This window comes from Embleya sp. NPDC025285 (assembly GCF_055558835.1).
This window is the reverse complement of sequence record NZ_JBVHLU010000303.1, coordinates 1-1,284: the sequence shown is the minus strand read 5'-3', so window position 1 is coordinate 1,284 and position 1,284 is coordinate 1. Positions and strand designations below refer to the sequence as shown.

Genomic DNA, 1,284 nt, shown 5'->3' with positions numbered 1-1,284 from the left:
GTGAGGCTTCCCCCGGAACATGGACACGGGGTTTCATGCGGCCAGTGAAAGCGTATCGGTCTCGCTCGCGCGTTCCTCGAACGCGGCGGGGCTGAGGTAGCCGAGGGTGCTGTGGCGTCGGCGGTGGTTGTAGAAGGCGATCCAGCCGAACACGGCCAGCCTGGCCTGACGCCCCGTCAACCAACTTGTCCCGTACAGGACTTCGCGCTTCAGGCTGCCGAAGAACGACTCGGCGGCCGCGTTGTCGTAACTCGATCCGATCTTCCCCATCGAGCGCGCGATACCGTGGCGAACGCACGCCTTGGCGAACTCGGCGGAGGTGTATTGACTCCCGCGATCCGAGTGGAAGACCACTCCGGCCACGCCTCCGCCCCGGGCCGCGACAGCCGCGTCGATCGCGTCGACGACGAGTTCGGCCCGCATGTGATCCGCGATCGACCAGCCGATCAGGCGGCGCGAGTGCAGATCGATCACCGTAGCGAGATACAACCAGCCGTTTCCGACGGGCAGATATGTGATGTCGCCCACCCACGTGACGTCCCGCGCGGGCGCGCCGAAGTCCCGGCCGACCAGGTCCGGCGCGGGCGCCGCGGTCGTGTCCCGAACCGTGGTCCTGCGGCGGCGTCGAAGATGTCGGCCGACGATGTCCGCCTCGCGCATCAACCTGGCCACGCGTTTGCGATTGACCCTGTGTCCGTCGGCCCGCAGCTCGGCGGTGATCCGCGGAACGCCGTAGGTCTCCTTCGACTCGGTGTGCACCGCCCGGATCCGCTCGATCAACCTCGCGTCCGCCGCCGCGCGAACCTGCCGGGCGGGATCGGCGGCCGACCAGGCGTAGTACGAGCCCCGAGCGACGCCGAGAACCCGGCACAGCCGCTTGACGCCGAAGCGCCGATGTTCGGAGATGAAACGGAAGCGGCTCACCGCGGCATCTCCTTCGCAAAATACTGGGCCGCCTTGCGCAGGATCTCCTTCTCGAGCTCCAGCTCGCGGACCTGCTTGCGGAGTCGGACGAGTTCCTCCCGCTCGGCCGTACTCAACCGGTCGGTACGCTCCCCGGCGTCCGCTTCCGCTTGACGCACCCAACCACGCAGCGTCTCGTGGTTGACTCCGAGCTCGGTCGCCACCGACGCGATCGAGCGACTCCCGACCGAAGCGCGATACAGCGCGACCGCGTCACGCCTGAACTCATCCGTGTACTTCGACGGACGTCCCACTTGGACTTCCCTTCCTGGACCTCACGATCCAAGTTTCAAGGTGTCCATGATCAAGGGGAAACCTCAG

The 1,284-nt window shown here is 66.9% G+C and carries 1 protein-coding gene; it reads right to left on the bottom strand.

Annotation, left to right across the window (positions count from 1 at the left end; all coding sequences use genetic code 11):
• Window positions 1-33 precede the first annotated feature (33 nt).
• Window positions 34-1,217, bottom strand: a protein-coding gene (locus tag ACZ4FV_RS52385; protein WP_465328552.1) for an IS3 family transposase whose coding sequence is annotated in 2 segments (ribosomal slippage) — window positions 34-938 and window positions 938-1,217 — 1,185 coding nt in all. Because the reading frame shifts where the segments join, the coding sequence is not laid out codon by codon here.
• Window positions 1,218-1,284: the final 67 nt, after the last annotated feature.